The 25,746-nt window shown below is 60.0% G+C and carries 27 protein-coding genes; 7 read left to right on the forward strand and 20 right to left on the reverse strand.

Going from position 1 to position 25,746, the window contains the following annotated elements:
* Positions 1-34: 34 nt before the first annotated feature.
* The 3 genes from J8Z04_RS08265 to J8Z04_RS08275 all read right to left on the reverse strand — a co-directional run bounded on the left by J8Z04_RS08265 (position 35) and on the right by J8Z04_RS08275 (position 2,812).
* Positions 35-493: a hypothetical protein gene (locus tag J8Z04_RS08265; protein ID WP_192848416.1), complete on the reverse strand. Its 459-nt coding sequence runs from the start codon at positions 491-493 to the stop codon at positions 35-37.
* 19 nt (positions 494-512) lie between these two features.
* On the reverse strand, positions 513-1,898 hold the full coding sequence (gene fliI / locus J8Z04_RS08270; RefSeq protein ID WP_192848489.1) for a flagellar protein export ATPase FliI: 1,386 nt from the start codon (positions 1,896-1,898) through the stop codon (positions 513-515).
* 101 nt (positions 1,899-1,999) lie between these two features.
* Positions 2,000-2,812 carry a DUF1217 domain-containing protein gene (locus J8Z04_RS08275; RefSeq protein ID WP_227449684.1) on the reverse strand — a complete coding sequence of 271 codons (813 nt, stop codon included), beginning with the start codon at positions 2,810-2,812 and terminating at the stop codon, positions 2,000-2,002.
* A gap of 217 nt (positions 2,813-3,029) precedes the next feature.
* On the opposite strand from J8Z04_RS08275, the gene J8Z04_RS08280 reads away from it, so the two are divergent.
* Together J8Z04_RS08280 and J8Z04_RS08285 are read left to right on the forward strand one after the other, a co-directional pair.
* On the forward strand, positions 3,030-3,755 hold the full coding sequence (locus J8Z04_RS08280; RefSeq protein ID WP_043558168.1) for a glycosyltransferase family 25 protein: 726 nt from the start codon (positions 3,030-3,032) through the stop codon (positions 3,753-3,755).
* 5 nt (positions 3,756-3,760) lie between these two features.
* On the forward strand, positions 3,761-4,249 hold the full coding sequence (locus J8Z04_RS08285) for a hypothetical protein (protein ID WP_043558538.1): 489 nt from the start codon (positions 3,761-3,763) through the stop codon (positions 4,247-4,249).
* A 30-nt stretch (positions 4,250-4,279) separates the two neighbouring features.
* Here J8Z04_RS08285 and J8Z04_RS08290 read toward each other — a convergent pair whose 3' ends face one another.
* Genes J8Z04_RS08290 through J8Z04_RS08300 form a run of 3 tightly spaced genes read right to left on the reverse strand, consistent with a single transcriptional unit; the run spans position 4,280 to position 6,302 of the window.
* Complete coding sequence (locus J8Z04_RS08290; protein WP_143539866.1) at positions 4,280-4,759, reverse strand: hypothetical protein; 480 nt, start codon at positions 4,757-4,759, stop codon at positions 4,280-4,282.
* Positions 4,756-5,142: a rod-binding protein gene (locus J8Z04_RS08295; RefSeq protein WP_081562786.1), complete on the reverse strand. Its 387-nt coding sequence runs from the start codon at positions 5,140-5,142 to the stop codon at positions 4,756-4,758. Before J8Z04_RS08295 ends, J8Z04_RS08290 begins: the two co-directional genes overlap by 4 nt.
* Before the next feature lie 56 nt (positions 5,143-5,198).
* Entirely contained in the window at positions 5,199-6,302 is a 1,104-nt protein-coding gene (locus tag J8Z04_RS08300) for a flagellar basal body P-ring protein FlgI (RefSeq protein WP_052348903.1), read from the reverse strand.
* 186 nt (positions 6,303-6,488) lie between these two features.
* Here J8Z04_RS08300 and J8Z04_RS08305 point away from each other — a divergent pair, with 186 nt between their 5' ends.
* Positions 6,489-7,541: a transglycosylase SLT domain-containing protein gene (locus J8Z04_RS08305; protein ID WP_081562787.1), complete on the forward strand. Its 1,053-nt coding sequence runs from the start codon at positions 6,489-6,491 to the stop codon at positions 7,539-7,541.
* Between the two features lie 21 nt (positions 7,542-7,562).
* Here J8Z04_RS08305 and J8Z04_RS08310 read toward each other — a convergent pair whose 3' ends face one another.
* Together J8Z04_RS08310 and J8Z04_RS08315 are read right to left on the reverse strand one after the other, a co-directional pair.
* Positions 7,563-8,480: a glycosyltransferase family 2 protein gene (locus J8Z04_RS08310; RefSeq protein ID WP_081562788.1), complete on the reverse strand. Its 918-nt coding sequence runs from the start codon at positions 8,478-8,480 to the stop codon at positions 7,563-7,565.
* A gap of 3 nt (positions 8,481-8,483) precedes the next feature.
* Complete coding sequence (locus tag J8Z04_RS08315; RefSeq protein WP_212125623.1) at positions 8,484-10,130, reverse strand: tetratricopeptide repeat protein; 1,647 nt, start codon at positions 10,128-10,130, stop codon at positions 8,484-8,486.
* Between the two features lie 190 nt (positions 10,131-10,320).
* Between J8Z04_RS08315 and flhA the strand changes: the two genes are divergently transcribed.
* Both flhA and J8Z04_RS08325 read left to right on the forward strand, forming a co-directional pair.
* Entirely contained in the window at positions 10,321-12,522 is a 2,202-nt protein-coding gene (flhA, locus tag J8Z04_RS08320) for a flagellar biosynthesis protein FlhA (protein WP_081847639.1), read from the forward strand.
* Between the two features lie 44 nt (positions 12,523-12,566).
* Positions 12,567-13,379 carry a hypothetical protein gene (locus J8Z04_RS08325; protein WP_043558159.1) on the forward strand — a complete coding sequence of 271 codons (813 nt, stop codon included), beginning with the start codon at positions 12,567-12,569 and terminating at the stop codon, positions 13,377-13,379.
* Positions 13,380-13,391: 12 nt separating this feature from the next.
* Here J8Z04_RS08325 and fliP read toward each other — a convergent pair whose 3' ends face one another.
* The 12 genes from fliP to flgG form a co-directional block, all read right to left on the reverse strand.
* On the reverse strand, positions 13,392-14,174 hold the full coding sequence (gene fliP, locus J8Z04_RS08330; protein WP_086431366.1) for a flagellar type III secretion system pore protein FliP: 783 nt from the start codon (positions 14,172-14,174) through the stop codon (positions 13,392-13,394).
* An 83-nt stretch (positions 14,175-14,257) separates the two neighbouring features.
* Complete coding sequence (locus tag J8Z04_RS08335) at positions 14,258-14,656, reverse strand: hypothetical protein (protein ID WP_192848414.1); 399 nt, start codon at positions 14,654-14,656, stop codon at positions 14,258-14,260.
* A complete protein-coding gene (fliN, locus tag J8Z04_RS08340; RefSeq protein WP_227431519.1) occupies positions 14,653-15,039 on the reverse strand; it encodes a flagellar motor switch protein FliN in 387 nt (128 codons plus the stop codon). Before fliN ends, J8Z04_RS08335 begins: the two co-directional genes overlap by 4 nt.
* Positions 15,040-15,041: 2 nt before the next feature.
* The gene (locus tag J8Z04_RS08345) at positions 15,042-15,803 is read right to left on the reverse strand and encodes a FliH/SctL family protein (protein ID WP_192848413.1); all 762 of its coding nucleotides are present in this window, start codon (positions 15,801-15,803) and stop codon (positions 15,042-15,044) included.
* Between the two features lie 5 nt (positions 15,804-15,808).
* Complete coding sequence (locus tag J8Z04_RS08350; RefSeq protein WP_181005179.1) at positions 15,809-16,897, reverse strand: flagellar motor switch protein FliG; 1,089 nt, start codon at positions 16,895-16,897, stop codon at positions 15,809-15,811.
* Positions 16,898-16,909: 12 nt separating this feature from the next.
* The gene (fliF, locus tag J8Z04_RS08355; protein WP_227449685.1) at positions 16,910-18,544 is read right to left on the reverse strand and encodes a flagellar basal-body MS-ring/collar protein FliF; all 1,635 of its coding nucleotides are present in this window, start codon (positions 18,542-18,544) and stop codon (positions 16,910-16,912) included.
* A 177-nt stretch (positions 18,545-18,721) separates the two neighbouring features.
* A complete protein-coding gene (locus J8Z04_RS08360) occupies positions 18,722-19,105 on the reverse strand; it encodes a hypothetical protein (protein WP_227449686.1) in 384 nt (127 codons plus the stop codon).
* Between the two features lie 10 nt (positions 19,106-19,115).
* Positions 19,116-19,733 carry a MotE family protein gene (locus J8Z04_RS08365; protein WP_081562792.1) on the reverse strand — a complete coding sequence of 206 codons (618 nt, stop codon included), beginning with the start codon at positions 19,731-19,733 and terminating at the stop codon, positions 19,116-19,118.
* Positions 19,733-20,263: a bactofilin family protein gene (locus J8Z04_RS08370; protein ID WP_043558150.1), complete on the reverse strand. Its 531-nt coding sequence runs from the start codon at positions 20,261-20,263 to the stop codon at positions 19,733-19,735. The genes J8Z04_RS08365 and J8Z04_RS08370 overlap by 1 nt, the downstream gene beginning before the upstream one ends.
* 126 nt (positions 20,264-20,389) lie before the next feature.
* Positions 20,390-21,106 carry a flagellar basal body L-ring protein FlgH gene (flgH, locus tag J8Z04_RS08375; protein ID WP_227431522.1) on the reverse strand — a complete coding sequence of 239 codons (717 nt, stop codon included), beginning with the start codon at positions 21,104-21,106 and terminating at the stop codon, positions 20,390-20,392.
* A 26-nt stretch (positions 21,107-21,132) separates the two neighbouring features.
* Complete coding sequence (gene flgA / locus J8Z04_RS08380) at positions 21,133-22,200, reverse strand: flagellar basal body P-ring formation chaperone FlgA (RefSeq protein WP_052348899.1); 1,068 nt, start codon at positions 22,198-22,200, stop codon at positions 21,133-21,135.
* Between the two features lie 11 nt (positions 22,201-22,211).
* Positions 22,212-23,000 carry a flagellar basal-body rod protein FlgG gene (flgG, locus tag J8Z04_RS08385; RefSeq protein WP_043558144.1) on the reverse strand — a complete coding sequence of 263 codons (789 nt, stop codon included), beginning with the start codon at positions 22,998-23,000 and terminating at the stop codon, positions 22,212-22,214.
* Positions 23,001-23,256: 256 nt separating this feature from the next.
* On the opposite strand from flgG, the gene flgF reads away from it, so the two are divergent.
* Both flgF and flgK read left to right on the forward strand, forming a co-directional pair.
* Positions 23,257-24,012: a flagellar basal-body rod protein FlgF gene (gene flgF, locus J8Z04_RS08390; RefSeq protein WP_043558141.1), complete on the forward strand. Its 756-nt coding sequence runs from the start codon at positions 23,257-23,259 to the stop codon at positions 24,010-24,012.
* Between the two features lie 162 nt (positions 24,013-24,174).
* Positions 24,175-25,722 (forward strand): flagellar hook-associated protein FlgK, encoded by a 1,548-nt coding sequence (flgK, locus tag J8Z04_RS08395; protein WP_192848412.1) that lies wholly within the window; start codon positions 24,175-24,177, stop codon positions 25,720-25,722.
* Positions 25,723-25,746 lie beyond the last annotated feature (24 nt).

A 25,746-nucleotide genomic window follows, 5' to 3' on the forward strand; every position in this document is an offset into this window, starting at 1 on the left:
GAAGCCTTTTCGTCATGGGAAGGAAATGTTCTGTTTACAGTTCCAGCTCTTCCAACATCTTCTGATGCTGCGCCCGTTCATCAAGAGCCACCTGTTCCTGCTGTCGCAGCCTGTCTGCCTGCTCCAGCCTGTCCTGCCGCAGCAGGCCATCCGTCGCCTCCTGTGCACGCACGCAGTCCATCACCCGGCCACGGGCCGCAGTACTTACCGCCCTGGCATTGTCCAGCGCCTGTTCCAGACGGTCCATCTCTTCCTGTGCGATGGGCAGCCAGTACCGGTATCCGTTCCACAGGGTCAGGTCCTGCGCTTCTTCCTCCCGGGTCTGACTGACAAGAATCCGGTTCTCCTGCATCTGGACCTTCAGCTCGCTTATGCTGTTCTCAAGGCGTTTTTCCTCGGCCAGACAGTGGGCCAGCTCTGTACGGGCCAAAGTCGTGTTACGCTTCTGGAGGGTAAGCAGAGATGTCAGGGCCTTGAGCCGTGCCGGTTTCATGACGTTCCCTCCTCACACGTCAGGCGGTGTGCGCTTCTACACGCTCACCCTGTGAGAGAAGCTCCCGCAGACCGGCAAAAGAGTCCTCAAGGGAGACACGCTCCGTCTTTTTCTGGATGAGGAATTCTTCCAGCTGCGGGCCAAGCTGTACGGCCAGATCGGCTTCCGGATCATTCCCAGCCTTGTAGGCGCCCAGCCGGACAAGGTCCCGCACCTCATCCCACTGGGACAGAAGACGCCGTGCCCGGACTGTCAGCTCATTTTCACTCTCGCTGTTGCAACCCGGTACGGAACGGGACAATGACCGCAGAACATTGATGGCCGGATACCGGCCCGATTCAGCAATGGAGCGTTCCAGCACCACATGACCATCAAGAATCCCCCGTACCGTGTCCGTCACCGGTTCGTTCTGGTCATCCCCTTCCACGAGAACGGAGAAGAAAGCCGTCATCTGGCCTGCCTGGCCCTGTTCATCCAATGCACCGGGGCCAGCACGCTCCAGCAGGCGAGGCAGAGTTGCAAACACGCTGGGCGGATAACCACGGGTAGCAGGCACCTCTCCGGCTGAAAGACCTATCTCCCGCAGGGCCTGACAGAAGCGGGTCACACTGTCCATCAACAGCAGGACGGACTTGCCCTGATTGCGGAAATGCTCCGCCACGGCCATGGCGCTATAGGCAGCCTCCCGCCGCATGAGGGCGGAACTGTCCGAAGTAGCGACAACAAGCACGGACTTGGCCAACCCCTCCGGCCCCAGGTCATCCTCCATGAACTCCCGGACTTCCCGGCCCCGTTCCCCCACGAGAGAAATGACCGTGACATCGCAGGCCGTCTCCCGGGCCAGCATCCCCATGAGCGTGGATTTGCCCACACCGGAGCCCGCAAAAAGCCCCAGGCGCTGCCCCTGCCGACAGGTCGTGAAAAGGTTCAGGGCCTTGATTCCCAGATCAATCCTTGCCCCCAGCCGGGCCCGTCCGGCGGCCTCCGGCGGGCGGGCATGACGCTGCTGCCGGGCTGCCGATGGCAGAAGAGGCCCTCTACCGTCCAGCGGCTGCCCCATCGGGTCCACAACACGGCCAATCCATGATTCATTGACCGCCAGCCCGCCAGACAGACCCTGCCGCCCCTGGCCGTGAAGCTCATGAAAGACCGGACAGCCGGCCCCGATTCCTTCTATGGATTCGTAGGTCATCGCCAGCGCCTGACCATGGCGGAAGGCAATGATTTCCGCCAGAATGTCCCGGCCATCCAGCGTCCTGATGCGTATCTGATCCCCTACGGCCGTAAAGGATGCCAGACCATCCACCGTCACGCACAAGCCAGAGACATCCACCACATGCCCGGTCAGCTCCCCTATGGGGGCATCCTCCGCAGCGGGGCGGATGGTCCCTGTCAGGGTCTCCATGAGATCCTTCTGCCGGGCAAGCTGGACGGAGAGCATCACATGGCGTTCCCGCACGGCCCGGCACTGGGTTTCAATATCCGGCAGGGTGAGGGCTCCGGGCATCAGAAGAGACCGGAGGACGAAGTCCCGCCATCACCGCTACCCCCAAACAGGGCGAGGATGCCGTCTCCACCATCATCCCCACCAAAAAGATCGATCATGCTGGCCGGCTTGTCATCACTGTTATAGCTGGGGTGAATCTGCAACTGCGTCAGGTACCGTTCGGCATAGCGCTGGACATTCTCCGGCTGCGAGAAAGTCTTCATGTCAACCTTGTTGCTGATGATGCGCTTCTGCTGGTCGAAATCCAGAGCCCCGAACTGGTCCGGATCATACCCGCTGACAACCTCTGCCACACGCAGCAGGGTCGGGTCCGCCATGAGGTCATCCACCGTCTTGATCTTGCCGGACTGCATCCTCCGGGTGAAATAGAGCGCATCCCCCACGCCATTCTTCTGCTGGGCATCGCTTGTCTCGTACTGGCGCTGCTCGTAGGCACTCACCGTCGATGCCATCATGTCTGAAGTAAAAGGCGTTGCACTGGCCGTGCCATGCCCCGCCCCCATGCTGGCGAAGGCATCAGCAAAGGCCAGCCAGCTGGCATTCCGGGAGGTCTGGGCCAGAGAAGAGGAGGAGGTGGGGTCCTGCGTCAGCAGGGCCTTTTCCACAGCCTGCTGCCCGCTGAGGGAACTGAGATTGTAGGCCTTCAGCACCACCTGATTGGCAGAGTAGTTGCTCATGAGCTGCTTGGCCGTGGTGATGGATGGTGCCTTGTCCTGGAAGTCCGACACCATGCGTTTGGCCGTATTGTCGCCCTTCACGCTGTCAGCTGCTGTCTGGACCTCATTTTTCTGGGCCATAAGAAACTGTGCCACGGGTGAAATGCCACCAAGCCCCATAAGCCGCCTCCTCCATAAAACCATAAGGCTGGCACGACATCTGCCAGCATCTGGCCTCACATTAAAACACGAATGATTAATGCAAGGATAAAATGATCATGTTTTAACCATAACAGATATGGCATGACCTGGAAACATGCCATATCTTCGCAACACGACATGAAACAGGCCTGTCATGACAAGAAGGATATTCATGAAACATTACGTCATCAGCCTCGCCCGAACACCAGACCGGCTTGAGAGGTTCCGGCGGGTCAACCGGCATGGCCCTGACATCACTCATGCGCCCGGCATTGATGGCAAAACGCTGGACAAACAGGATGCCATACAGGCCGGCCTTCTGGCACAGGACTGCCACTTCACGGCCGGAGCCATTGGCTCGGGGCTGACCCATGTTGCCCTGTGGGGAACAGTCGCCCAGAGCGGAGAGCCTGCCAACATCTTTGAAGATGACGCTTTTCTCTGCCAGAATTTTGAACAGAAGAGCCAGCAGATCATCCAGCAGCTGCCGGAAGACTGGGAGATCATCCTGTGGGGACAGAATTCGGATGCCCCTCTCCATTATGAGGTTCTGCCGGGGCAGACAGACTGTTTCGCCTATTTCAACCAGGATGATGTTCGCTGCGGCATTGAGGAATTCCGGCACCAGACGGTCGAGACACTTCCTTTCCGCCTGAAGCAGGCCTTTGGCATCTGTGGTTACGCCCTGTCTCCCCGTGGGGCCGTCTCCCTCATGAAACGCTGCCTGCCCATGACCACACTGCCCATCAATTACCCCTCACTGGGCAACAGGACCCTGATGAGCACCAGTGTCGACCATCTCATGAACCGCCATTATGCCGACATGAAGGCCTATTGCTGTGTGCCGCCCCTGGTTCTGACGGACAATCAAACAGCCAAAAGCCTGAACCGGGAGTGACAACCATGGCCCAGACCATCCCCTCACCCTCTGCCATGGCGAGACATGCCTGCACGGCCCTGCTCGGCCTGGCTCTGGCTGGCTGCGTACGACCGGCCGCCCCCTATCTGGAGAAAGGCAGCCTGCTCAGCCATGCCGGATTTGTCGCCCACCCAGCCAACACGACCGCCCGTTTTGCCCTCATGAACAGCCTGCCACCTGGTAGCCTGACCTACCGCATGGCCCCGAGCGGGCAGCGCATCTACCTCTATGCTGACCCACTGGCCTGTGGCTGTGTGTATATGGGGGATGAAACCGCCTATGGCACCCTTCAGGCCCACATGCAGGCCATCATGCAGCGCAAACACGCCCATCATCCACCGCAGGACCCGCCCCTGCCCGCCATGACGGCTGAAAATTACCGGGATACAACCTCATGGGACTGGACCGTCTGGAGCCCAGCCGCAGACCCGGACAACAACCAGCCACGCCACATGATCGGCGGATACTGGTAAAAGAGACGCAACGGGCCTTTGGCCCGTTGCTCAGGCCCGGTCATTCAGTGAAAGTGACCCGCAGGACGTATCAGATCCCACCTCGCCCGTCCGGCCATAGCCATGACGGTTGGCCTCCACCGCACTTTCAATGAGCAGCTTCATCACGGCCTCCTGCGTGACAAGAGCCTGCTGCAACAGCTCCCCATTCTGGGCAGCAATTTCAGTAAAACGCCTCTGCACCTGCCGAAAGGCAGGAGAAAGATTCTCCACCCGTACATCATGCTTCCGTGCCCTGGCCACAAGGGCTGTCAGCTCTTCCATGGTCGCTGTCTTTTCAGGCAGAAGTGCTGCAGCAGCTGACACGTCATTATCCTGAAGAAAGCGGTTTTCCTGCGCCATGATGTCCGCGGCCCGGGCAAAACTGCCCATCAGATGGGGCAGGAAAGAGCCGTCCAGTTCATCCTCGTCCCGTCTGGAAAAATGCCCGGCAAGCCGACGTGCGGCTTTGCCAAGCCTCTGCAATGTCACGGTCTGTATCCTCCTGTCCTGTTGCTGGGATGTATGCTGCTGGCCTGGGCGGCCTGCTCCTGCATGGCCTTCATCCGGCCATAAACCTGGTGGGCAATCCCTATCCCCCCGCTACGGGCAACCTCCTTGCCCAGTTCCAGCACCTGCATGGAGCGGAACTGCTTCTCGGCATTGCCTCCCCCAAAGGGCGCTGCGGAATTATCCACCGTATCGAACATGGGCTGAAGCATTTCTCCCAGCGCCATGGCCTCAAAATCCCGGGCCGTTTTACGGACCCTGTTTTCATCCTGCGGAGACATGGGATGGCTCCGGTCTGCCTGCTTTCCGGCAGACGGGGCCGCCACATGCGCAGACGCCGCATGTGAGACTGACGAAATACTCATGAACCGGTATTTTCTCCTGTAAAAGACAGACAGTCAGACTGGATTCATCCCTGCGATCAGCGCACTTCCAGCTCAGCCTGCAAGGCACCGTCCGCCTTGATGGCCTGGAGAATACTGATCATGTCTCTGGGGCCAACCCCAAGGGCATTCAGGCCCGTTACAAGATTGGCCAGGGAGGGGCCATCAGAGAGAATGCCCATCCTGTGTTCACGATCGGTCGTGGCATTGATCTGCGTCCTGGGCACGACTGCAGTCTGCCCTGCACCAAAGGCGTTGGGCTGGACAACTTCAGGGCTGTTGGTCACCTGCACGGTCAGGTTCCCCTGGGCAATGGCCACCGTGGTGATACGGACATTATCCCCGATGACGATGGTCCCAGCGGCTTCATCCACGATGACCTTGGCCATCGTGTCCGGCGTGACGGTCAGATCCCCGATCTCATACAGGGCCTCGGAGACGTTGCGCCCTGCCAGGTTGACGGCCACCGTCCTGGGATCATCCACCCGGGCTGTCCCCCGGCCCATGTGCCGGTTGATGACATCGGCAATGCGAACCGCCGTCGTGTAATTCGAATTCTTGAGAGACAGATGGATCACCCCACCAGCCCCCAGCAGAACGGGCACTTCCCGCTCCACCACGGCACCATTGGCGATGTGCCCACTGGTTGGCACATTACGGGTGGCGACGGCCCCCGGCCCTCTGGCCGTGAAGGCGTTCGTCACCAGCGACCCCTGCGCCACGGCATAAACCTCACCATCTGCAGCCTGAAGAGGCGTCACGATCAGCGTACCGCCTGTCAGGCTCTGGGCATCACCCACGGCAGAAACCGTTACGTCAATCCGGCTGCCACCATGCGAGAACGGCGGCAGACTGGCTGTCACCATGACAGCGGCCGTGTTGTGTGTCTGCAGCTGGATGGCCTTGTCCCGGATATTGACACCAAGACGGTTGAGCATGCCGACCAGGGTTTCACGGGTAAAAAGCGTATTGGTCAGCCGGTCCCCGGTGCCGTTCAGACCGACAACAAGCCCATAACCGACGAGCTGGTTGTCCCGGATTCCTTCATAATCCACAATATCCTTGATACGGACCGCAGAGGCATGGGCTGAGCCACCCGAAAACATGCCAGACAGCACGCATCCGAAGATCGCCAGCATCATACAGCGACAGGCAGGCCGAATCCCATCCAGACTTCGGGACAGCCAGGCGCAACAGCTCTTCAAAAACATCAAGCATAGTCTCCTACGCCCCAACTTAACCTTATATATGGATTATACAAGGAAAATTATTTAATGGTATTCCTTGGTTACCCTGAAATTCCGCCAAAAGAAAGCCTTGAGAGACCCATGACCTCCATCTTTCAGCATGACAAACCCGGGCGCTGGCTCCACCTCGCCCTCTGGCGGGTCCCGGGGCTTCTTCTGGGCATGTTCCTGACCCCGCCTGCCATGGCCCAGATTTCACTCCCCCCCATGGACCCCACCCAGTCCCGCCTCTGCCGCACTGCCACGGAGCAGGTAGAACGGGCCCTGCGACTGCCGGATGGTTTCCTTTCGGCCATCAGCCGGGTGGAAACAGGCCGCCCGGATGGCAATGGCACCCTCACCCCATGGCCATGGAGCATCAATGTTGCCGGGACAGGTCACTATTATGCCTCACGCCAGGAAGCGGTAGAGGCTGTAAAAGCCTTCCAGCAGCAGGGCATACAGTCCATTGATGTCGGCTGCCTTCAGGTCAATCTCCTCCACCATCCAACAGCCTTCCCCTCTCTGGATACAGCCTTCGACCCCTACAGCAATGCCCGCTATGCTGGCCTGTTTCTCCAGAAAATGAAGGACCAGACCGGCAGCTGGCCACGGGCCGCTGCTGCTTATCATTCACAGACAGGCACCCTGGGCACGACCTACCTGCAACAGGTTCTCCAGCAATGGGCCACACCGCTGGACACTCCTCTGCCACACCCCCCTCTTTCCACATCGCCACATCCCGCTGTGGCGGCTGTCATGACGGGCGATCATTCTGGCGCTGGTCAGAACCACCCGGTGCAGACAACCAGGCCGTACCGGCCCTTCGTCATCAGGCCGGCATCAGCCTCCCCATCAGGGACCGGCATAACCCACGCCACTACAGGGCCCGCCAGTTTTCTGGCCGCTCTCCGCCATCAGGAAACAACACGCCCCCTACCCCCTGTGGCGCAGCCTGCTGCTGCGGCCACACCGGGACAGGCTCCCTCACAGGGGCATCGTCCTTTCCGTCCCTTCCGGGGTTATTTCCGCCCTGCCATGCCACCACCACCGCACCAGCGAATGAAAAGCTCACAGAATGGCCGGAGTCTTGCCGCCTACCGGGCCATGCCTGTCCACGCTGCCAGCAATGTCCCTTACGCCACGGCCTACTGACCATTCCGACAGGAGTGGCCCTCAGCGCCTGATATGACCAAGCAGCTCCACCATCACCTGTGACAGGCTGGCAAAGCCCTCCTGAAGCTGTGCCACCTGCCGGGACAGCTGCCCAAGCTGGGAACGCCCCAGATGATTCCCCTGGATGAAACCGGCCTGCATCTGTCTCAGGCGGTCTCCCCCCTGCATGGCCTTCCGGATGATGCCGTTCTTGTAGGCCAGCTCGTAATCATAGGTCACCTCATGCTGGCTGGCATCATTGGCGTCACCAGTCGCAAGACGGTGATGGTATGAACAGAGGAACTCTTCCAGAATCCCGACCTCACCCGCCATCATGACACGCAGGAAAAGATCGTGGTCCTCGACATAATCCAGCCGCGTTTCCACTCCACCCGCCACCGCCAGGGCCGTCCGGCGGAACAGGAAGGTGATCGGCATGATGACATACATGTGGGAGAGATACAGGCCGTAATCCACCAGCGAGCCACTCTTGCGGCCAAACTGGTCCGTTTTCCTGTCCGTGATGATCCGTCCATCCTCGATACGTTCATACACGTCATAATTGCTGGTCGTGACACCAGCATAGAAACCCGTCCCGTCCCGCTCCAGAAAGGCGACCGTCTCGGCCAGGAAAGAAGGCTCCAGCGTGTCATCATCATCATGGATGAGAATATAAGGCTCGTCGGACACGGCCAAGGCAAGGGCCAGTGCCTTGCTGCGTCCGACAGACCGGGGCAGATCCACGCAGGAAAGGCGCTCCCCCCATGATGGGCCACACTCTGCAACGCAGGCCCGCAGGGCGGCCATGTCTCCCCCGTCATTGATGATATGGATACGGAAGTCCTGAAAGCTCTGCGCCCTCAGTGTTTCCAGAGCCCGACGCAGAAAAACGGGACGGTTTTTCGTGCGCAGCAGGATGGCTACCTTATAAGATGACATGGCTCAGCCCTCCGCAATCCGCCGTCTCAGGGAGACGGCCACGTCCTTCAGAACAGGGGCAAGAGACAGCTCCTGCGCCCGGAAAATACGCATGGTCGGGTACCACGGGGTGCGGTCACCTTCATCACCCCACCGCCAGCAGGCATCCCATCGACTGACCAGCCAGACTTCCCGGCCCAGTGCCCCCGCCAGATGCAGCGGGGCCGTATCAACGGAAATGACAAGGTCCAGACTTTCCATCAGGGCAGCCGTATCCGCCATGTCCTGCACGTGTCCCATCAGATCATGCACGACCGCTCCCTGCCCCTCCACTGGCTCCAGCTCTCCCCGCCGGTCGCCATACTGAAGGCTGAACAGATCAGCCTCCACCGGCCCGAGGGCCTCCATCATCTCCGCAAAACTGCTGGAACGCCGCCTGTCTGCAGCCACATCCTGTGCGCTGGACCGAGAATCCCCTGCCCAGACGAGCCCTACACGCAGGCGCCGCCCGGCAGGGCTGTGCCCCCCTGCCCGGCCACCCTGTGCCACGGCCTGCTCCACAAGTCGGGCAAAATGCTCCCGCCGCCGCACCGGAACTTCCAGATAGGGACTGAAAGCCGGAATATCAGCCACGTGCCTGAGATGACAGAGATAGGGAAGGTCCGGTATCGGGCAGGAAAAATCATACTCTGCCACGCGCTCCGGATGGTCCAGAAGCTCCGTGATAAGACAGACCTGCACCATGGGGTAGCTTTCCCTCAGCAGCCGGGCCAACGATGGCAGAACGGCCAGCGTGACCCGCCCTGCCCGGCGGACGATCTCCGGCAGGAAGCGAATGAACTGGATCGTATCGCCAAGCCCCTGCTCCTGATAGAAAAGAAGGTGGCGCCCTTCCAGCGGAACATCGTTCGTCAGTCTGGGCAGGTCCTGATAGAACCAGCAGTTCAGGCTCGGAATACGGGGCACACGCCTTACATAGCGGGCAAAGCCCTCCTCATACTCACCGGCTTTCAACAGGGCGATGGCATAGCCGAAGGAAACAGCCTCATGCCGGGAGGACAGCTCCATTCCCCGGCGATAATAGGCCAGGGCATCCCGGGAGCGGTTCAGCCGTCCCAGAGCGCAACCCATGTTGTTGTACAGCGAGACGGAGGGCGGTCCATCCGCAAGCCAGGCCAACAGCACCTGCTCAGCCTGATCCGCCAGCCCCGCCTCCAGCAGGGCCATTGAAAGATGCTCCCCGACAAGCACCCGATGTTCTGGCAGAGTCCGGGCAACATCCATGAAGAGGGCCATGGCCTCTTCCCGTTCGCCCGCCACCATGAGCGCCCCTGCCAGAAAAATCTTCACCTCGCCCCGCATGGAGGCCATGGCGGGTTCCGCCTCCGGCATCAAAAGCAGAGCCTTGCGGAAGACGGCAATCACCACCTCATGCCGGGGGGTGAAACGGACAAGAAAAAGGCCCGCCGCAAGAATGAGCGCCACATCCTGCGTCCCCTGGGCAATCTGTATGGCCAGACTGACAGCCTGGTCTCCCTCACCACGGGCAACAAGCTGCTGGCAGCAGGCTGTCACTTCCTGCGGGGTCAGTGCAATCTGACCAGCCTCATGACTGCCATCTTCCACCCTGCCATGCTGCTCTGCTCCTGCCATCATGCTGCCTTTCTTCATGCCTTGAACCATCAATGACCTGACAGGTCATGTTCATGGCAAAACAACATGTCCCCATAAACCTTGATGGGCAAGACTTTAATGGCTAAATTGCAAACTCATAGATAACAGTCCTTAATAAACCTTGTTGCCACCTTCCCTACCCGTCACCCAAGCCGGGGAAGGCAGCACATCATCAGTCAGGATGACAATGCCCGCTCCTTCTTCTTCCCCGCAACGGTCAGGTTCTCCCGCCCCCAAGGCGGCTCCCGGTGCAGGGGGAGCTGGCGGACTGGGCGGAAGGCTGGGCACGCTGATACGAAACCCGGCAGACCTCTTCACACCCAACGGAGCGGCCTCCCGTCTTGCCGCCCGCCTGCCCGGCACCGACATCCTGCTGGCGCTGGGCGTGATCCTGCTCATCTCCATCCTCATCGTACCGCTCCCCACGCTGATCCTGGATGTCGGGCTGTCACTGTCCATCACCTCATCCGTGCTGATCCTCATGGTGGCGCTGTTTCTGGAACGGCCTCTGGACTTCACGTCTTTCCCCACATTGCTGCTGCTGACGACCATGTTCCGTCTCTCGCTGGAAGTGGCGACAACACGGCTCATCCTCAGCCATGGCAATGAAGGTGCCTATGCAGCCGGGCATGTTGTCGCCTCCTTTGGCGGCTTTCTCATGGGCAATGATGTGGTGATCGGCGGGATCGTCTTCTGCATCCTGCTGGTGGTGAACTTCATGGTCATCACCAAGGGGTCGGGCCGCATTGCGGAGGTCTCGGCCCGCTTCTTCCTCGATGCCATGCCCGGCAAACAGATGGCCATTGATGCCGACCTCGCCTCAGGGGCCATCAATGAGCGTGGTGCCCGCTCCAAACGCAAGGAACTGGAAGAGGAAAGCTCCTTCTACGGAGCCATGGATGGTGCTGCCAAATTTGTCCGCAATGATGCCATTGCCGGAATCCTCATCACCGCCATCAACATTCTGGGCGGTCTGACCATCGGCGTGCTGCGCCATGGCATGCCCATCAGTGAGGCGGCACAGACCTTCACCACCCTGACCATCGGTGATGGTCTCGTCTCCCAGATTCCCGCCCTGCTGGTCTCGCTGGCCGCCGGTATCGTCGTCACGAAGGGCGGTACGGATGGCTCGGCGGACGTAACACTTTTCCGCCAGCTGGCGGGCAATGCCAAGCCGCTGGCCATTGCGGCCACCCTGTCAGCCCTGTTTGCCGTCATGCCCGGCCTGCCGGCTTTCCCCTTCCTCATGATTGCCGCCGTGGCCGGGATCGGGGCGTGGATCCGCTACAGGACTCCCCGGCAGGATGAAGGTGAGGAAGCCCTCACCCAGCCCGCCGCTCCCACCACGCAACCCATTTCCGACCTTCTGAAAATCGACCTCCTGCGGCTGGAAATCGGTTATGGCCTGCTCCCGCTGGCCAGCGGGGACAATGCCCAGATCACCAAACAGATCAAGGCCCTGCGCCGCAAGATGGCAGCGGACATGGGCTTCATTACGCCATCCGTGCGGATTCAGGACAACATCCAGCTGCCGACGGACCGTTACGTCATCAAGCTCAAGGAAATCGACATTGCCTCGGGTGAGGTCAGGCCCAACCACCTGCTGGCCATATGCCCGTCCCACAAGAATGGGCAGGCCCCCCTGCCGGGTGAGAAGACAACCGAACCCTCCTTCAACCTGCCTGCCATATGGATTGATCCCGACCTGAAGAAACAGGCCACAGACCAGGGATACACAGTGGTGGACCCGGTCACTGTCATCATCACCCACCTGACGGAATCCATCAGCCAGAATCTGGGCGATCTGCTGACCTATGCCGCCACGCAGTCCCTGCTGGATGATCTGCCGCAGGAAGAGCAGAAGCTCGTCAACGACCTCATCCCCTCACAGGTGTCCCTCAGCACGGTCCAGCGTGTTCTCCAGTCCCTGTTGCAGGAGCGCATCTCCATCCGTGACCTGCCCACCATTCTTGAAAGCATACAGGAAGGCCACGCCCTGGCCGCCAAGGGCATCAAGGCCCTGACAGCCCATGTCCGCATCCGCCTCGCCCGACAGATATGCAACAGCTATGTCGGGCCCTCTGGCTGCATTTCCATGATCACCCTCTCTGCAGACTGGGAGAGCAACATCCTCAACAACACGGTCGGACAGGGGGATGACCGCACGCTGGCCATGCCCCCAGCCATGCTGGACCGCTTCGTCACGGCCCTGCGCCGTGCCTTCGACCAGACAGCCACACTGGGGGAAATGCCCGTCATTGTCACGACCTCCGCCACACGGGATTCCGTGCGTATGATCGTGGACCGAATCCGCCCTTCGGTTGCCGTCATGGCACAGGCGGAAATCTATCCCCGGACCCGCATCCGTACCGTCGCCACAGTGAACTGACTGGCCCCGACAGACTGAAACCCCTCCAACACCGGACCTGACCCATGACCAGCTTTTCCTCCACCCAGACATCTCCCCAGCATCACACCGCCACAGGTGCTTCCGGCATGGCTGGCGGAGATGTCGCCCTGCCCGCCAATGCCCTGAGCATACCGGAGATTCTGGCGTGGCATTCCATCCCGCAGGAACTGATCAATGCCATGGCAGGCAGCAGCCTGGCGGCAGGGCTGGAACGTGTGATCAACTTTTCCCCTTTCCCGCTACGGCTGGGCGTGCCCATGGCACTGGGCGGGGCCTCTGGCTCTGGCAAGTCCCTGACACTGGCCAAACTGGCCGCCCGCTATGCCCGACAGGCCCGGCAGTCCGGCGGGAGGATCAGACGGCCGCTCGTCCTGGCCTGCGACAGCACGCCGGGCAGCTACATCAAGCTGGCCTCCATCCTGCGAGGCTGTGACATTGATCTGATGAAAGCCTATGGCGGCATCAACCCCCGCTTCATCGACAGCTACAACCGCATCATTCTGGTAGATCTGCCGGGGCTCTGCGTCTATTCCCCCAAGGCCATGAGCGAAATGAAGGATGTCGTGGCCCGTACGGAGGCCAGCCTGTCTCTCGTCATCCCCGCAGGGATGGACCCGGAGGAAAGCACGGATATTGCCGCCGCCTTCCTGCAATGTGGTGCAAAATCAATGATCGCCAGCCGCATGGAACAGTCCGGACGGATCGGCAGCATCATCACCGCCGCCGCCTGCGGCCTGCCACTGACCTATGGCAGCTATTCCGGCAGCATCAATGAAGGCTTCACCCAGCTGACACCGACCATTCTGGCCCGCAGGCTTCTGGTCCTGCCGGGGTGAAAGGTGGCGGGGCTACCCCCCGCCAAAGCTACGGACCAGCCCGCCCGACACCATCTGGAACCCATCCACCAGTACAAAGAAAATCAGCTTGAAAGGCAGGGAAATGGTCGGGGGTGGCAGCATCATCATCCCCAGGCTCATCAGCACACTGGACGTGACAAGGTCGATCACCAGAAACGGCAGATAGAGTAGGAAGCCCATCTCGAACCCACGGCTCAGCTCACCGACCATGAAGGCCGGAACAATGACCCGCCATGGTGGAGCCGGAGCAGCTGCTCCATTGGCTGGTGCAGGCTGGGGCTTCAGCCCTGCCAGATGGTAAAAGATGGCCACGTCATTCGGACGGGCATTATGGACCATGAAATCACGGAACGGCTCAGCCGCCGCCTGGAGACCTGCCATCTCCTCCACCCGACCGTCCATCAGGGGTTCAATACCCTGCTGCCATGAGCGCTCCAGCGTCGGCTGCATGACAAACAGGGTCAGGATCAGCGCAAGGGCCACCAGAACCATGTTGGGCGGTGTCCCCTGCGCCCCGATGGCGCTCCGCAACAATGAGAGCGTGATGATGATACGGGTGAAGGCCGTCATCATCACCAGCAGGCTTGGTGCCAGGGACAGAAACGCCACAAGGGCCGTCAGCTGGATCAAACGGCTTGTTGTTCCGGCCTCACCAATTCCACCCCCCTTGCCCATATCCAGCGTGATGGACTGGGCTGTGGCCGAATGGGAAAGTACACACAGCAGCGTTATGCCAGCAGCCAGACAGCACAGCCCCACCGCTCCCAGAACCATGGCGCGCCGCAGGCGTTTCCAGCAGGCTGACATGTCTGCCACCATTCCGGTACCCGAACGGCCTTTCATGATACGATCTGCCCTCATGTCATTTCCTGCCTCTCTTCCGCCACCTGTCCGCACTGTTTCGCCGGCATGGAGGCAGCACCGGCCCCCAGCCAGCCCACGCACAGGTCGGACGGCCCACCTGTCAGAATGATGGCTGTTGCCTGCCGCCCCTCTGCATCCCTGACAGCCACAGAAAAAAGGGTCCGCTTGCCACCGAGCGGTATGGCGTCCTGCACCTTCAGGGCACGATCTTTCAGGCCCTCATCCCGCAACAGGGCTGGCATCCGGTGTTTCAGCCGCCGCAGGCACCAGGGCGTGACAAAGATCAGCCCCACGACCAGCAGAAGAGCCAGAAGCGGATTCATGTGCAGGCCCGTGACAGCCTGCATCATGGCATCCGGGCCGTGCCTCTCTCCCACAGAAGGTGCCATCATGTACTGGCAGAGGAGGACATGATCTCCGTCATCGTCACGGCAATGTTGTCATCCTCAATGATGGTGATCTCGCCACGGGCGATCAGCCTGTCATTGGCGTAAATATCGATGGAAGACCCAAGCTTGCGGTTCAGCGGCACAACGGCACCACGGCCAAGACGGACCAGGTCCCGCACGGGCATCTTCACATCTCCCACCACAGCGGTGATCTTGACCGGAACATCCAGAATCGCTTCCCGCTCCCGTTCCCTGTCCTGCCGACCATCATGCTGGGTGGCGCCCTCCTCCGGCACCTCCGAGGAGAAATCGGCCAGATCGACCTCCGGCGTACTGGTCTGCTGTGTTTCTGGTGCTGTCTCCGGCGTGTTCATATCCTCTGCCATCGTCACTCTCCTTCATGCTGTGCTGTCTGTTCACCCTGGGGCTGGTCGGTAGCGGGATCAGCCTCCGGGGCCGGTGGACGGGTCAGGGCCACCATGGCATCGGCCACCCGCTGGCGGACCGTTTCCGCCCATTTTCCCTGGTCCAGAACAATCCGTGTCCTGTCTGCGGCAATCGTGAGATGCCCGGCCTGCTGCGCCGCCTCCACATGCAGGGAGACGGCCGCCATCCCGGACAGGGCGTGGCGCAGAGAGGCCTCATCCGCCGCAGCGCAGGTCAGACTGACCGGACCACTACAGTGCCGGACCAAGGCCGCCGCATCCTCTGCCAGGTCCCGCCCCAGTGCTGTCCGGGACAGATCGCCCGCCACCAGCTCTTCCACCGTCTGGCACACACCCTGCACGAAGAGATCGGCCATCCGGCTCACGATGTCATGGCGCCGGTTTTCCTCCTCCTCCATGAAAGCAAGCACCTGCTTCACAGAAGCGGCCATCTGGCTGGAAAGCTGCTGCCCGGCTGACATTTCCCCCTGCTCATGGCCCTGCTGCCAGGCCTCCTGCTTCAGTCTTTCCAGCTCATCAGGATGCAGCGTGACAACCGGCTCTGGAGCGGGGCTTTCATCCGCCGCATCCTCGTCAGCCACCGGCTCCGCTCCAGCGGCCAGAGACGGGTCATGAGCGGCAAAATCTTCTAGGCTTTCACTGAAGGCCTGACTTCCAGACCGGGAAGACGCCTGCACTGCCCTATGCTGCACATCCTGTCCCATTGGCGTCACTCAATGATCTCATCGTCAGAAGAAGATGGTGAAATATCGATCTCGCCATCATTGGCCATGGTCTTGATGAGCGTGATCAGCTCCATCTGGGCTGCTTCGGCGTCCCGCAGACGCACGGCACCCAGCCCCCGGATTTCATCCTCCAGCAAACCCGCCGCACGTTTGGAAACACAACCGAAGAAGAGCTGCCGGATGCTCTCGTTGCTGCCCTTGAGAGCCAGGGGCAGCCTGCTCTTGGCCTCACCATCACGATTGATGGCTGCCATGACACGCATCATGTCATCCGGTGTCAGACGCTTGATGTCATCGAAGGTGAATTTCAGCTTGTTCACCTTCTCCATGTCTTCCTCACTCCGGCGGCCAAGATGCTCTGTCAGCATGGCTTCGGTCTTGCGGTCGAAATTGTTGTAGACCTCCGCCACGAAAGCATAGCTGTCCCGCTTCGTGGAGCGGCCAAAGGCGGTGATGAACTCCTTGCGCAGGGTTGTCTCCAGGCTCTCAAGCACATCCTTGCTCACCGGGCTCATATGCAGGATGCGCATGATGACATCCGTAGCAAAATCTTCCGGGAAGAGGGACAGGACACGGGCGACATGCGCCGGTGAGATGTAACTGAGAATGACGGCCACTGTCTGTGGCTGCTCGTTGCGCAGATAGTTTGCCAGAGCGGTCTCCGGCATGTTGCCCATTTTTGCCCAGACGCTGCGCCCGGAGGGCCCCCTGATATCCTCCATGATCTTCTCGACCATTTCGGCAGGGAGGGCCTTCTTCAGATAATCTTCCGTTGTTTCGTAACTGCCGACGAAACCCTCTGCACTGGCGAATTTCTGCGAAAATTCATTGCAGACAGCCTCCACCACGGAAGCCTTGACCAACCCCAGGGAAGACATTGCCCGTGAAATGTCACGCACCTCATCCTCCTGGAGTGACCGGAAAATGCGGGCGGAATGTTCCTGCCCTATGGCGAGCATCAGGATGGCGGCCTTCCGGCTGCCACTCATCCCGGCCGTCAGGCTGGACGGAACCATGCCGGATGATGACGCTTCATTGCCTGCTGTCTCAGCGGAGATGTCCTGTTCTGCCATGATTGCGTCTCCTCAGCCTTCTGCTGTCTGCTTGGGGGGCTCCGGTTCTGCCAGCCAGTTGCGGACGACAGCGATGGCATCATCAGGATTTTCTTCAACACGCTGCGTCACACGGGCCAGAGCCTCACGGCGCATTTCCCCTTCCACACCATCCACACTGATGCGATCACTCCGGCCTGCCTCACCACCTTCAGCAGAGCTGCCATCAGCTGCAGCTTCGGCCCCGGCAACAGCCCCTTCTGCCCCGGCCCCTTTGCGGGCACGCCGCAGGATGGGCCCAAGCAGCATGGCCGCCGCCCCCAGAAGAAGAAGAATGGGAACAATCCATTCCGCCAGATAAATGATCATCTCCCGGGTGAAGAAAGGCGTATCCTGATGAGGCATATCTGCCCCACCATCCACACGGAACGGCATGGACACCACATTGACCTCATCCCCGCGGGTCTTGTCATACCCGATGGCCGTCTGCACGAGCTGGGTCAGACGTTTGACCTCAGCTTCATCCAGCGGTTTCCACGAAGGTTTGCCAGCCTGGTCTGTCGTGACGGTCCCATCGACCATGACAGCGAGACTGATGCGAGAGACACGGGGCCGGGTCTGGTTGATGACACGGGTCCGTTTGCCGATCTCATAATTGTTTGTTTCGTCCGTCCGCTCTTCGCTGGAGCCAGTACGATTGTTCTGCCCTGCATTGGCATTGGGCAGATTGTTGCCAACGCTGGTGTTCTGGTTCGCCTCGCTGTTGGCGCTCTTGTCCGTGCTTGTGCTCTGGGAACGCAGGACCTGCTGGTTGGGATCGTAGGATTCATCCGTCTCATGGATGATGTCCGTATTCATCGTCACGGCAGCACGGGCCCGCACATGGCCCAGGCCCAGCGTGGGGGTCAGGATATCTTCCACCGCCTGGGCAAGGCGCTGCTCTTCGGAATGACGCTGCTTCTCCAGCGAGGATTCCTGCCCTGCCAGACTGTCTGGGTCCCCCGGACGGGCCAGAACATCGCCCCGTGTGTCGACAATGGAAATCCCGTGCGTGCGCAGCCCCGGTACGGCAGCTGATACCAGATTCTGGATGGCCGCAATGGCATCCTCGGACACAGCACCAGAGCGGCCAACATCCAGAATGACACTGGCCTGCGAAGGATTCGTCTCCGTAGAAAACAGGTCCCTATGTGGCAGAACAAGGTGGACCCGCACATTCCGCACACCATGGATCAGACGGATGGAACGCTCCAGCTCACCTTCCAGCGCTCTGGTCTCATCAATGCCCTGTTCAAACTGGGTACTGGTCAGCGTGCCGCTCTTGTCGAACAGTTCATAGCCAACGGCCCCTCCCCCGGGCAGACCAGCCTTGGCCAGCAGAAGACGGGCCTGGGCCACATCATTCCCCGGAACATAAAGGCTGCGACCATCCGGCCCTGTTGTCGTGGGGATGTGAGCCTTGGCCAGATCATCCACCATCTCCGCCGCTTCATTCAGCTCCAGGTCCCCATAGAGCAGCGCCATGGGTTCTGACCGGTTGTGAAAGGCAATCACGCCGAGAGAGAGCAGCAGCAGCACGCCGACAACCCCGAGAGCCACAAGCCGCATGCGGCCCAGACTCTTCAGCCCTTCCATGATATTTGGCAAACGGAGCTTATCAAACTGCATATGAAGGGTATCTACCTGCTGCTTTCACCCCGGACGTCAGACATGCTGGTTCCGGTCATTCACCATACTCTGCCCTGCTCGGAAGAGGACAACCGACCGGCCATCAATTAACCTTGAGAAGAGCATGTGTAAAGCCAATAACAAGGTTAATAATGGCCATATTTCATAACAATTTCATCATGGTGCATAATACTGGCTGGAGGGAGGAACTTTAGCTTCCGGCATCATGAGGCGGTTGGCATTCTGCTGGGTCGTCAGTCCACGGGGACCTTCATAGACTTCATGGGCCATGTTCGGGGTCAACTCAGGACGGGCCCAGCAATCCACGCCATTCCAGCTCTGGGTGCAGTAAGGCTGTGGAGGCAGAACACGTTCCGGTGGATTGCACCAGTCTTCCCCCTCCTCCAGATAACCGGCCTGGCAGTCCCGCCCTGTCAGCTTGCTGGCAATATAATCCGGGGCACAGGCTGACAGTCCCGCAAGAACAGGCAACAGAACCAGCATGTGCCGCCACGGGACCTGAACGGGAAAAGACCGCCTCATCATTCGTTTCTCTTTCATGCCAGCCCCATTACTGCCGCGAGGGCAACAGGGGCCCGTGCTGGGACATGGTCTCGTAGTGCAGATGTTCCACTGACGTATCAGTCGGCACATCATCCTGCCCGGTCGGAAGAACCACACCAGAGCCCCCCAGTGCCACGGGAACGGACAGAACAGCATGATGGAAATGCCGCACTCCCCCCAGATATTGCGACACCAGATTGACCCGGTCCGGCGACATGTGAGCCATGATGCCAGAGAGCTTGCGGATATTCATGGAAGCTGCGATGGCGATCAGCACGTGCGGGTCCATCACGTTGAAAACCGCTGCGGCCTCACGGGGGCGCATGGCCTCATAAATGCCCACCAGCCGGGCTGCTGCCTCCTGCGGGACAAGCTTGTGATTGTCCACATGGTCCGACAGTACAGCCATGGACTGGTTCAGCAGATGGAAGCGCATTTCCAGCGCCTTGCGGGCAGACCCCAGAATGCGCTGCTGCTCCTGCATCTGCTGGGCCATACCCTCATCAGGCATGGCCACGTCCTCCGCCACAGCCGCAGGACAGCCAACCTGCACCCCGCAAAACAGGGCAAGCGACAGAAAGACGGCGAACCAGCCGTCATGCTGATGGAAGCATCTCCTGAGCATCAGCCCCCCAGCGGAATGTCGGCATCCTGATCAGCCTCGCTGATGTCCGGCGTCTGGGCCGGCCAATGCAGGTCTGGCTCATCATCTCCAGCCGGGATATTGGCCTGTGGCGTGGCAGAACTGGTGCTGTTCGTTCTGCTGGAACCACTGCCGGAAGCAGAGCCCCCAGCCCCGCCCTTGCGGGACACGGAAATGCGTACATCCCCTTCAAAACAGGCATCTTCGTGAATGGCGCAGCCAGTCGGGCTGCCCATCTCGATCACACAGTCCGAAATACGGGCCCCGGCACCGGCAGAAAGCCGTGGCGTCGTGAAGGTCACCCCGGACACGCTGCCATCAATGACGATGGAGTCCGCCTCCACCTGACCATCTTTCATCACGCCTGTCTCCGTGACACAGAGATGCCCGGCCTGAAGCTCGACATTTTCCACCTCACCGGCGATGGTCAGCGCACCCTCCAGCGTACCGCAGAGATGGTCGATGACCAGGCCGCCAGGAATGAAGCCTTCCGGCTGTTTTGAATCAGACATTCACTACCCCTTCACTTTTACACCGCCACAATGGCCATCGTAGCACAGGCAACACAAGGCTATTTTCAAGATAAAATCTTCATAACCTGAAAACATTCAATGTTCAAACCATGCTTCCATGACAACTCAGAATGGAAGAACACTGTCCAGCACTTTCTGCCCATAACGGGGCTGCTGATACTGCGAGAGCTGCCCCCGTCCGCCATAGGAAATCCGGGCCTCCGCAATGCGGTCATGTGTGACGATGTTGTCTTCCGAAATATCCTGCGGCCGCACAACACCACTGACCATGATCTGCCTCAGCTCGCCATTCACCCTGACCTCCTGCCGTGCGACGACGACAAAATTGCCATTAGGCAGAACCTGCGTGATGACACCTGCCAGCGTCAGCGTGACCGTATCGATACGCCTGATGGTCCCGGCCCCGTTATTGGAGCTGGAACTGTTGGTCTGAAGGGCATCAGCACTGGTCAGATGGGAGATGAAGCGGCCCTTGAAGCCGAAAAAGCTTGGAATCCCGAAAGCCTCGGCACCACTGCCGGAGGCTGTCGTGTTATTGGTCACGTTGGCCGTATCTGCCACCTGGATTTTCACTGTCAGAAGGTCACCCGCCTGCGCAGCCCGCTGGTCCTTGAAGAACGCCCGACTACCCGGCCGCCAGAGGCTGCCCACTTCAGTCGGCGGAGCCTGAAGGGGCGGGGTTGGCATCGTCACGGGGCGGTAATCCGGGGCCAGGGTGGGGTCGGCCGTCCGTGTCATGCGGGGTGGATGTCCCAGCTCACTGAGCGTACCAGCGCCCATGCAGCCTGCCAGCCCGGTCAGGACCACAACGAGCCCCGCCATGCAGACACTCCTGTGAAGAAGATGGATCATGGATGGCTCCCGTCACCAAGCATCAGGCTGTTGATCCCCAGACGTTTCACTTCCTCCGAATCCGGCGGAATGGCTGTGGAAGAGGCATCAACCCGCACCTCGCCCGAAGCCGTGACCTTGCCGATGAGGACCATCCGGCTTCCCAGATTCAGGGCATGGACGAACTGCCCGCTTCCACCATCCTCCAGCGCCCGGCCTGTGGCTGTCAGCCGGATGCCGGTGCTGTTGTAGCTGAGCAGGACAGGGTCCCCCCGATGCACGAGCACGGCCCGCCGCAGGTCCGTACCCTGCACGGGCTGTCCGGCCCCGACAGTGCGGACAAGTGCCATGCCGATCATCCGCTCCGGCTCTGGCAGAGAACGGGCAAGCGGTGGCACCGTACCTGAAAAAGCGGGGTCGATATGCATGTCGTCCGGCTGGATGATGTGACCGGACGGCAGGGCATGGTCATACACCATCACCGGCTGCACGGGACGGATGCTGCCCCGCAGCGGAAACCTGTCCGCCCCGGCGTCTCCTGCTGCATGAGCAGGCTGTACAGTTGCCGAGAAAAGACCGGTCTTATGATCCCAGTTCAGATTCAGGAGGGTTGCCGGGTCCTGTTCATTCTCACCGGCAACGAGAGGAGTAAAGCTGGTGACATCCACCACGACACTACCCGTCTCACCATCCTGCGAAATGGCCTTGCGGACAAGAGCGGCATATTCGTCCCGGCCCAGCACATGCCCGGCCCGGGTCAGCGACAGACTGGTGGATGATGACTGGTCATCCCAGTCCACACCGTACTGGTCCGCCAGTGCAATGAGCTGACTGCCCCCGATGGTGATGGTCTTGCCCGGCGCAGGAGCCGGGCCAAGCAGCCGGTCCTGTCCGGCATCCAGCCCATCAAAAACATCGGACAGATAGACCGATGCACCATGCACCACACCGGAAGGTCGCAGAGTCGCCGCCATGGCCGTACTGGCAGCGGGCTCTCCAGCCAGCACAAACCCGACCGCCAGCCAGAAGCAGGCTGGCAGGAAGCTACGCCCGGTACCCCGGTATCCAATGCCAAGAAGTGCCATGCCGCCCGCCTTCAGCGCAGGTTGGTCAGGGTCTGGAGCATCTCATCAGAGGCGGTGATGCTTTTGCTGTTCATCTCATAGGCACGCTGCGCCGTGATGAGATCCGTGATTTCCGTCACCGCATTGACGGCTGATTCCTCGACAAACCCCTGACGGATGGTCCCGAAACCTGTTGTCTCCGGGTTGCCGATGATCGGGTCACCCGAGGACGTGGTCTCCGTAAACAGGTTCTGCCCCATGGCTGCCAGACCATTCTCGTTCTGGAAGGTCGTCAGCTGGATCTGCCCGGCCACCTGGGAGTTGGGCTGACCGGAGAGCGTGTACTGCACCTGCCCGGTCTGATCGATGGTGATGTTTTCGGCATTGTTCGGGATGGAGATGTTCGGTGTCAGCGGATACCCGTCTGCCGTCACGATCGTACCATCCTGCGAGAGGGAGAATGTCCCGTCGCGGGTATAGGCATATTCCCCGTTGGGCAGCAGGATGCGAAAATAACCGCGGCCTTCCACGGCGAGGTCCAGCGCATTGCCGGTCTGGGACAGGGTTCCCTGCTCGTTGATGCGGTAAATGGCCGCCGTACGCACACCAAGCCCCACCTGAGCCCCGGCAGGCACACGGTACCCCGTGTCGGAACTCATCGTCCCGACACGACGCAGGTCCTGATAGATGAGGTCTTGGAATTCAGCCCGGCGGCGCTTGTACCCGGTTGTCGTCATGTTGGCGATGTTGTGGGAGATGGTCTCCACATTGGTGGACTGGGCCTGCATGCCCGTTGATGCAACATCCAATGATCTCAGCATAAATGAACATCCTCACGATTTGCCACAACCCACGCTCCCAGAAACGCAAGGCCACCCTGATGATGGCAGGCACCGAAACATTTTGACTGTGCCCTCCCATAAACCGACACGAAAAACATTATCAAGGTTAATTATCAGAATATGATATGAATTGAGCCGTTTGTTAATGTTCAAGCCCTATATTCTCTTCCAATAACCATGAACAAATGACATTATAACAAAACCTACCATGATATAGCCTTGAGGACAGTCTCCCATGGATGTGACCGGTTATCTCGCCCTTTCACGCATTGATGCGCTGACACGGGGGCTTGAGGTTACGGCCAACAATCTGGCCAACAGCAGCACGGATGGCTTCAAGGAACAGCGGGTTCTTTTCTCCGACTATCTGTCCCGCCAGAAGGGCGATCAGCTGGCCAATGGCGAGAAGACGCTCTCCTACAACCAGGACAGATCCACCTATCTGGACACGCTACAGGGTGAGCTGCGCCAGACGGGAAATCCGCTGGACCTCGCCATAAACGGGCCGGGCTATTTCATGGTCCGCAGCCAGCAGGGAATCCGGCTGACCCGCAACGGCCAGTTCCACCGCAGTGAAGATGGCACTCTTGTCGATTCCCTGGGCAATGCCCTGCTGGACGACCAGCGCCAGCCCATTACCCTGACCCCTGATGATCAGGTGCTGCCCCTTGGCATCGGCTCTGATGGCATCATCTCGACAGAAAAAGGTGACATCACCCGCCTCGGCCTCTCGACAGTCGATAACCCCAATACACTCCATGCTGAGGGGAACCATCTTTTCAGGCCAGCCAACGAGAATGACCTCCGGGCCGTTCCTGCCCAGGAAATCCGGCAGGGAATGCTGGAATCCAGCAATGTGAACCCCGTGGAGGAAACCACGGCGATGATAAAAACCCAGCGGGAATATGATCTCAACTTCCAGCTGCTCCAGACCGAATTCACCCGCCGTCTGAACGCCATCGACAAGATTGCGACGGAAGTCACAGCCTAGCTGTTTTTGATCCAGATCAAGGACAAATCATCAAATACAGGCTTTCCATTTAACTTCCTGTAAACTCATGACCTTAGGATGGCCTTAGGGTGAGGTCGCCGGACCGTCATCCAGACCTGTCTGGCCTCGGCCAGTCCCTCATTCCGGAGAAAGACTGAAACCATGGATCTTGGCCTGTCCCTCAATATCGCCACGTCCGGCCTCAAGACGATTGAGAACGAACTCTCAACAGCCTCCAACAATGTCACGAACGCATCCACCCCGGGCTATGTGTCAGAGACTGCCAACACATCCTCGACGGTCGTCTCCGGCACTGGAGTCGGTGCGACTTCAGCGGCCAACCAGCTGAACATTTCCCAGCCTCTTCAGGATGCGCTCTACCAGCAGAATGCCCGTGTCTCCGGCCTGACGGCCACCAGCAACTCCCTTGCGGCCGTCTCTGCCGTACAGGGAACAACGACAGGCTCTGATGGAGCCAATACCATCGGCACGCTGACCAACAACCTCCAGAATGTCAGTACGGCCTTCATCAGCCTCTCCAACACACCGCAGAACAGTGCTTCGCAGCAGGGCGTGGTCTCGGCTGCACAGACCCTTGTCAGCAACATCCATACCCTCTCTTCGGTCTATCAGGCCCAGCGCCAGGGCGCACAGGATGCCATCACCAGCACGGTCTCCGGCATCAATACGGACCTGACAACCATTGGCCAGATCTCACAGCAGATCATGCTGGCACGCAGCTCCCACGCTGACACGGCAGACCTCGCCAACAAGCGCCTGGAAGCCATGCAGAGCCTTTCCAGCAAGCTGGGTGTTACCTTTACCGAAAAACCGAATGGCGACATGCTGGTCAGCACGCAGGACGGCACACGCCTGCCAACCCGCCCGGATCAGGCCGGATTGCCCAACGGACAGTTCCAGGCGCCCACGGCAACATGGCCCCTCTCCACGAAGTCCCCTGCCACACTGACACCAAGCATGTATCACGCCACCGATGGCAGCGATCAGGGTGTTGCCGGTATCATGTTGGCCGGAAAAGACATCACCTCCCACCTGACCGATGGCACGCTGGGTGCCAACCTGACCCTGCGGGACCAGACCTATCCACAGATGCAGGCGCAGCTCGATTCCTTCTCATACACGCTGATAAACCGCTTCAAGGCGGCCGGAGTGCCCCTCTTCACCAATGGCGGGACGCAGCCCCTCTCCAGCGATCCGACCAAAACAGCACCAGCAGGGCTGGTCGGGCTCTCCTCCAAGATTGCCGTCTCCACGGACTATCAGCAGACTCCGTCCCTGCTGACAGCCAACAGCGATGGTGGACAGACCAGCGCCCTCGCCAATGCCGTGCTGAACAAAGCCATGGGCAGCGCCAGCGCCAGCACATCCGGCTCCCTGGCGGCACCCTCCACCTCTCTCGGGCCAGATGGCACACAGGCCACGGGCTATGACGGCACGCAAGGGCTTACACAGCTGGCAACCTCCCTCACCAGCAGCCAGGCCGGGGTGATCAGCCAGAACAGCAGTGACCTCTCCACGGCAACATCCATCAAGACATCCCTCACGACAAAGGTTGCCGATGTCTCTGGTGTGGATGTCAACAGCCAGATGTCCGCCATCGTGTCCCTGAAAAACTCTTACGCAGCCAATGCCAAGGTCGTCTCCATGGTGCAGTCCATGTTCAGCACGCTGCTGGATGCCGTCCACTGACGGACTGCCCCCACATGGCAGCCT

The sequence above is a fragment of the Bombella apis genome, from assembly GCF_018221685.1.
Lineage (GTDB): Bacteria > Pseudomonadota > Alphaproteobacteria > Acetobacterales > Acetobacteraceae > Bombella > Bombella apis.

Excerpts from the sequence above, each read along its gene's own strand:
- fliF (WP_227449685.1), bottom strand. The coding sequence starts at position 18,544 with ATGCAGTTTGATAAGCTCCGTTTGCCAAATATCATGGAAGGGCTGAAG.
- flgK (WP_192848412.1), top strand. The coding sequence starts at position 24,175 with ATGGATCTTGGCCTGTCCCTCAATATCGCCACGTCCGGCCTCAAGACG.
- J8Z04_RS08300 (WP_052348903.1), bottom strand. The coding sequence starts at position 6,302 with ATGATGCTGGCGATCTTCGGATGCGTGCTGTCTGGCATGTTTTCGGGT.
- J8Z04_RS08305 (WP_081562787.1), top strand. The coding sequence starts at position 6,489 with ATGACCTCCATCTTTCAGCATGACAAACCCGGGCGCTGGCTCCACCTC.
- J8Z04_RS08265 (WP_192848416.1), bottom strand. The coding sequence starts at position 493 with ATGAAACCGGCACGGCTCAAGGCCCTGACATCTCTGCTTACCCTCCAG.
- J8Z04_RS08310 (WP_081562788.1), bottom strand. The coding sequence starts at position 8,480 with ATGTCATCTTATAAGGTAGCCATCCTGCTGCGCACGAAAAACCGTCCC.
- J8Z04_RS08325 (WP_043558159.1), top strand. The coding sequence starts at position 12,567 with ATGACCAGCTTTTCCTCCACCCAGACATCTCCCCAGCATCACACCGCC.
- J8Z04_RS08350 (WP_181005179.1), bottom strand. The coding sequence starts at position 16,897 with ATGGCAGAACAGGACATCTCCGCTGAGACAGCAGGCAATGAAGCGTCA.
- J8Z04_RS08370 (WP_043558150.1), bottom strand. The coding sequence starts at position 20,263 with ATGTCTGATTCAAAACAGCCGGAAGGCTTCATTCCTGGCGGCCTGGTC.
- J8Z04_RS08285 (WP_043558538.1), top strand. The coding sequence starts at position 3,761 with ATGGCCCAGACCATCCCCTCACCCTCTGCCATGGCGAGACATGCCTGC.
- flgG (WP_043558144.1), bottom strand. The coding sequence starts at position 23,000 with ATGCTGAGATCATTGGATGTTGCATCAACGGGCATGCAGGCCCAGTCC.
- fliP (WP_086431366.1), bottom strand. The coding sequence starts at position 14,174 with ATGGTTCTGGGAGCGGTGGGGCTGTGCTGTCTGGCTGCTGGCATAACG.
- flhA (WP_081847639.1), top strand. The coding sequence starts at position 10,321 with ATGCCCGCTCCTTCTTCTTCCCCGCAACGGTCAGGTTCTCCCGCCCCC.
- J8Z04_RS08365 (WP_081562792.1), bottom strand. The coding sequence starts at position 19,733 with ATGCTCAGGAGATGCTTCCATCAGCATGACGGCTGGTTCGCCGTCTTT.
- J8Z04_RS08360 (WP_227449686.1), bottom strand. The coding sequence starts at position 19,105 with ATGAAAGAGAAACGAATGATGAGGCGGTCTTTTCCCGTTCAGGTCCCG.
- flgF (WP_043558141.1), top strand. The coding sequence starts at position 23,257 with ATGGATGTGACCGGTTATCTCGCCCTTTCACGCATTGATGCGCTGACA.
- J8Z04_RS08335 (WP_192848414.1), bottom strand. The coding sequence starts at position 14,656 with ATGATGGCACCTTCTGTGGGAGAGAGGCACGGCCCGGATGCCATGATG.
- J8Z04_RS08315 (WP_212125623.1), bottom strand. The coding sequence starts at position 10,130 with ATGAAGAAAGGCAGCATGATGGCAGGAGCAGAGCAGCATGGCAGGGTG.
- J8Z04_RS08280 (WP_043558168.1), top strand. The coding sequence starts at position 3,030 with ATGAAACATTACGTCATCAGCCTCGCCCGAACACCAGACCGGCTTGAG.
- flgA (WP_052348899.1), bottom strand. The coding sequence starts at position 22,200 with ATGGCACTTCTTGGCATTGGATACCGGGGTACCGGGCGTAGCTTCCTG.
- flgH (WP_227431522.1), bottom strand. The coding sequence starts at position 21,106 with ATGGCGGGGCTCGTTGTGGTCCTGACCGGGCTGGCAGGCTGCATGGGC.
- fliI (WP_192848489.1), bottom strand. The coding sequence starts at position 1,898 with ATGGAGACCCTGACAGGGACCATCCGCCCCGCTGCGGAGGATGCCCCC.
- J8Z04_RS08345 (WP_192848413.1), bottom strand. The coding sequence starts at position 15,803 with ATGGGACAGGATGTGCAGCATAGGGCAGTGCAGGCGTCTTCCCGGTCT.
- fliN (WP_227431519.1), bottom strand. The coding sequence starts at position 15,039 with ATGGCAGAGGATATGAACACGCCGGAGACAGCACCAGAAACACAGCAG.
- J8Z04_RS08295 (WP_081562786.1), bottom strand. The coding sequence starts at position 5,142 with ATGAGTATTTCGTCAGTCTCACATGCGGCGTCTGCGCATGTGGCGGCC.